The organism is Burkholderia sp. GW821-FHT14F03, assembly GCF_058803765.1.
In genome coordinates, this window is the sequence record NZ_JBXAPG010000027.1 from 3,794 (window position 1) to 5,243 (window position 1,450).

At 64.7% G+C, this 1,450-nt stretch carries 1 protein-coding gene; it reads left to right on the forward strand.

Features of this window, described 5'->3' with window-relative positions; translation table 11 throughout:
* On the forward strand, positions 1 to 1,450 hold a 1,450-nt coding region (locus AC1RQF_RS19135; protein WP_492872703.1), incomplete at both ends, for a YadA family autotransporter adhesin.

The following is a 1,450-nucleotide window of genomic DNA, read 5'->3' on the forward strand; positions in this document are numbered from 1 at the left end:
GAGTAGCAATTCGATTGCCGTGGGCGGCAGCGCCACGGCAAACAATACTCAAGCGACCGCTATCGGCGCGACCTCGACAGCGTCCGGCAGCGTCGCGACGGCTGTGGGTTGGGGGGCGGTCGGCAGTGGCGCAAGCGCAGTGGCGCTCGGCAATGTCGCTCTGGCAAGTGGCACAGCGGCTATCGCCGAAGGCTATCTCGCGTCGGCAACGAGTAGCAATTCGATTGCCGTGGGCGGCAGCGCCACGGCAAACAATACTCAAGCGACCGCTATCGGCGCGACCTCGACGGCGTCTGGTCTCGTCGCGACTGCCGTGGGTTACGGGACGATTGGCAGTGGGGCAAGCGCTGTCGCACTCGGAAATGTCGCGATAGCCAGTGGTACTGCGTCCTTTGCTGAAGGTTTTTCCGCGGCCGCCGCGGGAACCAATGCAATTGGAGTGGGTACCAGCGCAAACGCTTCCGCGAGCAATGCAATTGCAATCGGAAGCCAGGCGTCCGTGGCGACAGCCAACACGTCGGGTATTGCGATCGGGCGCGGCGCAACGGTGAACGGAGCATTCGGCATCGCGCAAGGCGATGGCATCGTCAGCGGCGCCACCGGACAGAATGTTGCCGTCGGCTCCAGCGGGACGACGGCAAACGGCGCGACGGCAGCCGGCGGCGCGGTGGCGATCGGGCGAGCGCAGACGGCAACGGGAGATGGCGCGGTGGCGATCGGCGATCCGAACACCGCGACCGGCACGGGCGCAGTCGCGGTTGGCGCAAACAACACGGCGACGGGTCAGGGCGCGATCGCGCAAGGCAACGCCAACACGGCGACGGGACAAGGTTCCGTAGCCTTGGGTAATACGTCGACTGCCGGCAGCGCGGGCTCGTTGGCCTTTGGCGACACAGCGACTGTCGCGGCGGCGGCAACGAAGGGCGTAGCCCTGGGTTCAGGCGCCCAGGCAAATAATGCGAATGATGTCGCGCTGGGTTCTGGATCGGTGACGGCGGCCGCCAATCCGACCGCGAGCGCCACGATCGGAGGCGTCACCTACAACTACGCCGGTACGACTCCGGCAAGCGTGGTGAGCGTGGGGGCAGTGGGAGCCGAACGGCAGATCACGAATGTGGCGGCGGGCCGGGTAACGGCAACGAGCACGGATGCAATCAATGGATCGCAGCTGTATGCTGGATTGAGTACCACGACCAGCACGATTGTTTCATTATCCACATCGACCTCGACAGGCATCAGTTCGCTGTCGACGGGCTTGTCCACGACGAACAGCACGGTTGCCTCGCTGTCGACCTCGACCTCCACAGGCTTGTCGACCGCCAATAGCTCGATCGCTTCGCTATCCACATCGACCTCGACCGGCATCACATCACTGTCGACGGGCTTGTCCACGACGAACAGCACGGTCGCATCGCTGTCGACCTCGACCTCCACTGGCTTGTCGACCGCC